The 7,861-nt window shown below is 29.2% G+C and carries 10 protein-coding genes; all 10 read right to left on the bottom strand.

Annotated elements, in window-relative coordinates; genetic code table 11:
- The coding region (locus BR82_RS0107455) for a transposase family protein (protein ID WP_027089677.1) at positions 1 to 434 on the bottom strand (434 nt) is incomplete at its 3' end.
- 328 nt (positions 435 to 762) lie between these two features.
- On the bottom strand, positions 763 to 942 hold the full coding sequence (locus BR82_RS0107450) for a hypothetical protein (protein WP_024722198.1): 180 nt from the start codon (positions 940 to 942) through the stop codon (positions 763 to 765).
- A 79-nt stretch (positions 943 to 1,021) separates the two neighbouring features.
- Positions 1,022 to 1,483 carry a hypothetical protein gene (locus BR82_RS0107445; RefSeq protein WP_027089676.1) on the bottom strand — a complete coding sequence of 154 codons (462 nt, stop codon included), beginning with the start codon at positions 1,481 to 1,483 and terminating at the stop codon, positions 1,022 to 1,024.
- Between the two features lie 391 nt (positions 1,484 to 1,874).
- Complete coding sequence (locus BR82_RS0107440) at positions 1,875 to 3,197, bottom strand: MATE family efflux transporter (RefSeq protein WP_027089675.1); 1,323 nt, start codon at positions 3,195 to 3,197, stop codon at positions 1,875 to 1,877.
- Positions 3,198 to 3,289: 92 nt separating this feature from the next.
- Positions 3,290 to 3,787 carry a DNA-deoxyinosine glycosylase gene (locus BR82_RS0107435; RefSeq protein ID WP_027089674.1) on the bottom strand — a complete coding sequence of 166 codons (498 nt, stop codon included), beginning with the start codon at positions 3,785 to 3,787 and terminating at the stop codon, positions 3,290 to 3,292.
- A 71-nt stretch (positions 3,788 to 3,858) separates the two neighbouring features.
- Entirely contained in the window at positions 3,859 to 4,398 is a 540-nt protein-coding gene (locus BR82_RS0107430; protein ID WP_027089673.1) for a flavodoxin family protein, read from the bottom strand.
- Between the two features lie 145 nt (positions 4,399 to 4,543).
- Positions 4,544 to 5,311, bottom strand: a complete 768-nt coding sequence (gene trpA, locus BR82_RS0107425; protein ID WP_027089672.1) for a tryptophan synthase subunit alpha — start codon at positions 5,309 to 5,311, stop codon at positions 4,544 to 4,546.
- Positions 5,304 to 6,488 (bottom strand): tryptophan synthase subunit beta, encoded by a 1,185-nt coding sequence (trpB, locus tag BR82_RS0107420; protein WP_027089671.1) that lies wholly within the window; start codon positions 6,486 to 6,488, stop codon positions 5,304 to 5,306. Before trpB ends, trpA begins: the two co-directional genes overlap by 8 nt.
- Positions 6,475 to 7,071 (bottom strand): phosphoribosylanthranilate isomerase, encoded by a 597-nt coding sequence (locus BR82_RS0107415; protein WP_027089670.1) that lies wholly within the window; start codon positions 7,069 to 7,071, stop codon positions 6,475 to 6,477. The genes trpB and BR82_RS0107415 overlap by 14 nt, the downstream gene beginning before the upstream one ends.
- Positions 7,061 to 7,861 (bottom strand): indole-3-glycerol phosphate synthase TrpC, encoded by an 801-nt coding sequence (gene trpC, locus BR82_RS0107410; RefSeq protein WP_027089669.1) that lies wholly within the window; start codon positions 7,859 to 7,861, stop codon positions 7,061 to 7,063. Before trpC ends, BR82_RS0107415 begins: the two co-directional genes overlap by 11 nt.

Raw genomic sequence — 7,861 nt, 5'->3', positions numbered from 1 at the left:
ATGACATGATAATATTCGTTATTTATTTTGAATCCGTCAAAAAACTTTTTATTCATGAGATGTCTGACCATTTCATACAGGATATTTCTTAGCTGATTGATCGCTACTTCTTTGAGATAACTGTTTATCGTATCTCCATGTGGTATTTCTTCTAATTCTTTTCTAAAAAGAAGTTTGAATGATTTGATGACATTATCATTGTTAAGTTCTCTATTGATTTCCTTCATGCTTTTCAACTGACAACAGTAGCTTATGATTCTCGTAAATAGTATTTCTTCCTGCTTATAGGTGATATAACTTTGATGTCTTGGATCATCAATCAGTGATAACTGCTTATTGAAATCAGGAAAATAATGTCTGATGATTTTGATAAGTTCTTTAAAACTTCCAAAACTGCTTTCTGAAATTCTTTTTTCTTTTCTTGTTTTTTTCATAGCCCTTCATCCTTTTTTTGATTTTATTAGAAAAAATAAAGAGAGCATGATCCCATACTCTCCCTGTCATCTATATTTTATCATACTTTTTAGCCAGAAAAAATTTACTCGTCGTTGCTGCAAACTATGATCGTATATTCTATTAGAAACATTAAGCAAATTATATCAACTTTTAATTCATACTATAAAAAAGCGATGTTATACCCTTTTCAAATTGAAAGATATTTTTTATTAGCATATGTAATATTTTATCAAAACCAGGTGCTAATTTATACCTGGCTTTTTGATTTTATATAACTGTCATAAACGTTTTAATATCAAATACAATTTATTCTCTCTTATTATTAAAATATACTGCTATTATCGACATTTGAATAGATAGTGTTAAAGCACTACATAATATCCAAAACAGCTCTCCTGTATAATTCATAAAAGGAATCATCAATATTGCAAACAATGATAAAAAACCGATTATAGTTATAAATACTGCTGCTATATATTTCAACATATAATTCTCGTCCTCTCTATAATTCAAGATTACAATATTATTATTCTGGCTTTGAGTATCAACTTTTCATCACTTTAAATTATATATAATAAGCTAAAGCATATAATTGTTTCTTTTCTGGAAAATAAATTAAATAAAGCTTATCATCTCTATTTGAATAATCTATTTCTTTTGAATAGTAATCATCTGTAAATAAGGGTAAATATTTATTATCAATATCAATCTCATGCAAAATTTTACTTACTTCATTTTCAAATGAAGAATCGCTCTCTTTAACAAAATTTTCTTCAATATCTCCAATATCACTACTACTATAATCCAATATTAAATATCTTTCACCATCTCGATCAAAACCTTTTATGGTATCTACTTCATAAATAACAGATGCGTTTTCATCTAATGATGTTGCAAAAGATTCATTAATCAATTCTTGGATAGAATGATTTTTTAATACAAAATCATATGAGTTTGTAAAAAAGAACCCCACTACTAAAACACATACACCAGCCACAAATAAAATTATCCATTTAATTTTTTTCACATTTAAATTTCTCCTAAAATTATATTTTACTTTAAAACTATTATAAAAGTATCAAGAAATAATCCAATACTTAATTATTTATAATCTTTCTTTATTCCATAAAATATTTTATCTCTTACAAATACTTTCTTTAAATTTCAATAAAATATTCATCTTAAAAATATTTCAAACAAAACTAACAATCGTGATATAAAAATCTTCCCTCCTAACCTATCAAATTAATTGTTGAATTGCTTTTATTTCTTTTTATTATCTCTACATTTATATTATAATCACTAATCATTCATGAGTCAACATATACATTATTTATAATATCATTTTATATATTTGATTATTAAAATCATCATAAAATAAAACATCGAGAAAATAAGTAATCCTTTTCTCGATATTTTTATAACCATTTTTCTTTTTTAATACCACATATTATTCCTATCATATCAGCTAAAAACCAGCCAATTGGTATCGACCACCAAATTGCCTGTGTCCCAAATACCGGTGCTAATAAGTACGCAAGTAAAACCCTAGTACCTAAAGATACTACCGTCAATACAACAGATATCCCCGGTTTACCGATACCGCGATAATATCCATATAATAAAAATAAACAACCAATTCCTAAATAACAAGCACCTTCTATTCTAAGATATGCAACTCCCTCCCTAATTATTTCTACTTTAGATCCATCGATAAATATCATCATTAAATTATCTGCAAAAATAAAAACTAAAAAAGAAATAATTAAACAAAAGATTACTGCTGCTTTAATTGCTGCTTTTAAGCCTTTTTTTATTCTATCTTGTAAATTGGCACCTTTATTTTGAGCAATATATGTTGAAAATGCATTACCAAAATCCTGAACTGGCATATAAGCAAATGAATCAATTTTAACAGCTGCTGCAAAAGCAGACATCGTTATTATTCCAAAACTATTTACTAATCCTTGAATCATTAAAATACCAAAATTCATTACTGATTGCTGGATACATGTCAACAATGAATAATCTTTTATCTTTTTAAAGATTTCATAATCAAAATGACAATGTTGTTTTTGAGGGATAAGTTCCTTTTTAAAAACCAAGACATATAACATAATACCTAAAGCACTAAAAATTTGGGCAAGTAATGTTGCTAGAGCTGCACCTGATACTTTCATATTAACATTTACAATAAAAAAGATATCTAAAACAATATTAATAATTGAAGCAATTCCTAGAAATAATAGTGGTATTTTAGAATTTCCTAATGCTCTTAGTAATGAAGCAAAATAATTATAAATAAATGTAAATATAAGTCCAATAAATATAATAATTAAATAATCATATGTTATTTGATAAATATCTTTAGGAATGTTCATAAAAGTTAAAATAGGATGAATTGCAAATATACAGATTCCTTCTAATAATATAGTAATAATTCCCACAGCTATAAAAGAAACAAAAAAAGATATTTTCATTTTATCTGTCTGTTTAGCTCCATATAACATCGAAAATAAAATACCGCTTCCCATACATAAACCTAAAATAATCGAAGTCAAAAACGTCATTATTGTAAATGAAGATCCTACTGCCGCTAAAGCATCAGAACCGATATATTTACCAACAATAAAAGTATCTGCCACATTATATAACTGTTGCAGTAGATTCCCCAAAATCATCGGTAATGAAAATAATAGTAATGATTTTGTTATATTTCCCTTTGTAAGATCAGTTTCCATATTATTACTCCAATCATTTTAAACTCTACTAATTTTGCTTTGACTATTATTAAATATATATTATCTAAGATCATTTGTTTCTATTTATAATATTATTTTATCTTCTGCTCAACATTTCTAATGATCTGCCAATGATCAATTAATTTTTCTAACGAATAACAGGCATTAGCTGGTGAAGATGATGGTAGTTTAATCACCGGCAAATCAATTATATCATCAAAATATCGATGATATAACTTATCTGCTAAATTACCGTTTGTATAAATATGAGTTATTGTGCTTTGGTTAATGATCTTTTCTAAATCATTAACCGTTACATTTTTAATACTACTGTCGCTAGAACCATTTATTTCACAACTAGCAATTACATCCCATAGGGCAAGATGATTTTCTAATAAAAATTGTTTTTTTTGAGATATTGTTTCTAATGGCTCATGATCATAGATATTAGCTAAAATTTTCCAAAAACGATTTTGAGGATGATGATAAAAAAAATTACCCTCTCTTGATTTTACTGATGGAAATGATCCTAAAATCAATATTTGTGATTCTTTATTATATACTGGTTCAATTAAATGATATTCTTTCATAATGCCCCCCAAATCAATTATTTTATACTGTCATAATACCACATTTATCGATTATGTATCAAATATTAAAATCATTGATTGACTGGAGTATAAACAGAAGTTAACCAGCCATCTAGTAAAGGATCAACTAATTCTGGCTTTGAAACTTCGTTATTATTTAAAACAAAGCTGGATAATATATTGGCATTTTTTACATATTCACAAATGTTTTTTTCATATTCTTCATAATCATCATCCTCAAACCAATAAAATGATACATCTTTACCATTAAAATCATATTCACTTAAAAAGTTTTTTAATTCTATCGAAACTTGATTATTTTGAATTACACTTCCAATTAAAATCAAATCATATTTTTCTAATGATAATGAATCATTGACTCCTATTTCATATAAATCAACAAGCAGCTTTTTTTGAATCATTGCATTTATTTCATCAAGTAAATCATAAGGATCATAATATAGTACTAATATTTGTTTATTTTCATTTATTTTTTCTAAAAAAATATTAGTTTGTTTTATCTGTTTTATAGCTGCTGGTGGTGCAGGATCTATGGTCCTGCACGCCGTCAAGATCATTAAACTAATAAATAAATTTATAATTTTCTTCATTATAACGCCCCTTTTCAAATGCATATAATAACATATCTTTATTTTAGCTATTATTCTCTATGAAATTTGTCACTTGATTTTTTACTGTTATAAAAAATCAAAAAAAGACTAGAAGTCTAACGACATCTAGTCATCTACATATATTTTACATAACATCAGTCAATGATTTTACATAATCATACAATGGTTTATTAGCATCAGCCCCATTTTCCTTGATGATATTAACTATCGCACTACCAACGATTACACCATCAGCGATCGATGCAAAATGCTTTACCTGTTCTTGATTATTAATTCCAAACCCAACTGCTACAGGCGTATCAGTAACGGATTTAATTAATTCTACAATTCCTTCAATATCTGTAACGATCTTACTACGCATACCTGTTACTCCCATTGAAGAAACAAGATAAATAAAGCCTCTTGCCTGTTTTGCAATCTCTAATGTTCTTTCTTTAGATGTTGGTGCAATCATCGAAATTAAATCAACATCATATTGATAACAAATATCACTAACTTCTTTGCTTTCTTCAAAAGGACAGTCAGGAATAATTATTCCATCGATACCTACTTCCTGGCATTTTTTAAAGAAGTTATCATAACCATAATGAAATACAGGGTTTAAATAGGTCATTAAACATAATGGTATGTTGGAAACTTTTCTGATTTCTTTAACAATTTCAAATACTTTATCAGTTGTCATGTTATTTGTTAATGCTCGAATATTAGCTTCCTGGATAACTGGTCCTTCAGCAATTGGATCACTAAAAGGAATACCAATTTCAATTAAAGAGGCCCCTGCTTTTTCCATTTCTAAAATATATTCGATCGTTTTTTCCAGACAGGGATCCCCAGCTGTTAAAAAACCAATAAAGGCTTTTTTATCTTTAAAAACTTCATTAATTCTAATCATGAATATTCACCCCCTGATATCTTGCAATAGCTGCGACATCTTTATCGCCACGTCCTGATAAACAAATAATAACAATATCATCTTTTTTCATTGTGGGAACGATCTTACGAGCATGAGCTACAGCATGAGCACTTTCGATTGCACAAATGATTCCCTCCATTCTCGCTAAGTATTCAAAAGCAGCTACTGCTTCATCATCAGTTACGGGTACATATTTTGCTCTACCAATATCATGTAAATGCGCATGTTCCGGTCCAATTCCGGGATAATCCAAACCAGCTGAAATCGAATAAACAGGTGCTATTTGACCATATTCATCTTGACAAAAATATGATTTCATCCCATGAAATACACCCAATGTTCCGGTATTGATCGTTGCTGCTGTTAAAGCTGTATCAACCCCCTTACCAGCTGCTTCACAACCAATCAATTGAACTGAAGAATCGTTAATAAAATTATAGAACATTCCCATTGCATTGCTACCGCCACCAACACAAGCCATGACTGCCGTTGGTAATTTTCCTTCATATTCTAAGATCTGGTCTCTTGCTTCTTTAGAGATAACACTTTGAAAATCTCTAACGATCATGGGAAAAGGATGTGGTCCCATAACAGAACCCAAAACATATAAAGTATCATCGACCCGTTTTGTCCATTCACGCATCGTCTCATTAACAGCATCTTTTAAAGTCATCGTTCCACTAGTCACACTATGAACTTTAGCTCCTAAAAGTTCCATTCGATAAACATTTAAAGCTTGCCGATCAGTGTCTTCTTTCCCCATAAAGATTTCACATTCAAGCCCTAAAAGAGCTGCTGCAGTTGCTGTTGCTACCCCATGCTGTCCTGCTCCAGTTTCAGCAATTACGCGCGTTTTCCCCATTTTTTTAGCCATCAACACTTGACCTAATACATTATTAATTTTATGAGATCCAGTATGATTTAGATCTTCACGTTTTAAATATACTTTAGCTCCACCTAAATCTTCTGTCATTTTTTTTGCATAATATAAAAGTGATGGTCTGCCAGCGTATTCTTTTAATAATTTATCTAATTCCTGATTAAATTCTGGATCATTTTTATAAAACTCATATGCTTTTTCTACATGATGGATCTCATTCATCAATGTTTCTGGAATATATTGACCCCCATGTATTCCATATCTACCTGTCGCCATTTCTAACTCTCCTTACTATTTCATTAATTTTGTTACGATCTTTAATTCCCTTAGTTTCAACTCCACTACTGACATCTAAACTAAAACATTTTATTTTCAAAGCATCATTTAAATTAGTTAAATCAATTCCACCAGCGAGAAAAAATGGTTTATCCAATTGTTTGATCAACGACCAGTCAAAACTTTCACCACTGCCGCTAATTTTATTATCTAATAAATAATAATCAACATCGTAATTTAGATCATCTAAATCACTAGCGTGATCTACTTTGATTGCTTTGATGATGGGAACATCAATAAATTGCTTTAATTGTTGTAGATAAATGTTATCCTCACTGCCATGAAGCTGAACCACCTCAATTACTTCTTGATTCACTAAATTGACGATATCTGCAATTGGACTATCAACAAAAACGCCTACTGCTTTTATTTGTTTATCTAACTTTGCTTTTAATTGTTTGGCCTGATCAAAATTTACTTGACGCTTACTTTGGGCAAAAACAAATCCAGCATAATCAGGTTTGGCTTCATTTACATAATCAATATCATCACTTCTAAACAAACCACAAATCTTAATTTTCATGATCTGGTTTTCTTAACCCCTGTAAAATTTCAAAAGTTTTTCGTTTATCATGACTACGCATCAATATTTCACCAACTAAAACCGCATCAACTTTGTTTTCCTCTAAAATTTTGATATCATCATATGTTTTAATGCCGCTTTCAGAAACAAAAACAATATCATCAGGTACCATCGAACGTAATTCAATACTATTTTTCATATCTACTTCAAAATTTCTTAAATCACGATTATTGACTCCAATAATTTTTGCGCCTACTCGTAAAGCTTTTTTTACCTGCATTGAACTATGCGCCTCGACTAAAGCACTCATCCCTAAACGCTCAGCTAAATTTAAACAACGCATCAAAGTTATTTCATCTAAAACACTGCATATCAACAACACTGCATCAGCACCTAATAATTTAGCTTCATAGATCATATATTCATCTACTACAAAATCTTTTCTCAACACTGGTATTTTAACAATTTTTGCAATTTCTGCTAAGAAATCATCATCCCCTTTAAAAAAGTCTGGTTCTGTCAAAACAGAAATAGCGGCTGCTCCAATATCTTCATATTCTTTAGCAATTGTTTTATAATCAAAATTTTGGGTAATTACCCCTTTTGAAGGTGAAGCTTTTTTTACTTCCATAATATATGACATTCCTGGTTTACGTAAAGCTTTTTCAAAAGGATAATCTTTGTTAATTGGTTGATCAAAAGCCAATTTTGCTAATTTATCAATCGAATTTCTTTTTTTATTTTCAGCTACTCTTTCTTTAGTTCTTTCAACAATATCATCAATAATCAT

Origin of the sequence: Thomasclavelia saccharogumia DSM 17460 (genome assembly GCF_000686665.1) — a bacterium.
GTDB classification, from domain to species: Bacteria; Bacillota_I; Bacilli_A; order Erysipelotrichales; family Coprobacillaceae; genus Thomasclavelia; species Thomasclavelia saccharogumia.
The sequence above is the reverse complement of the archived record's forward strand: the minus strand, read 5'-3'. Positions and strand labels throughout refer to the sequence as shown.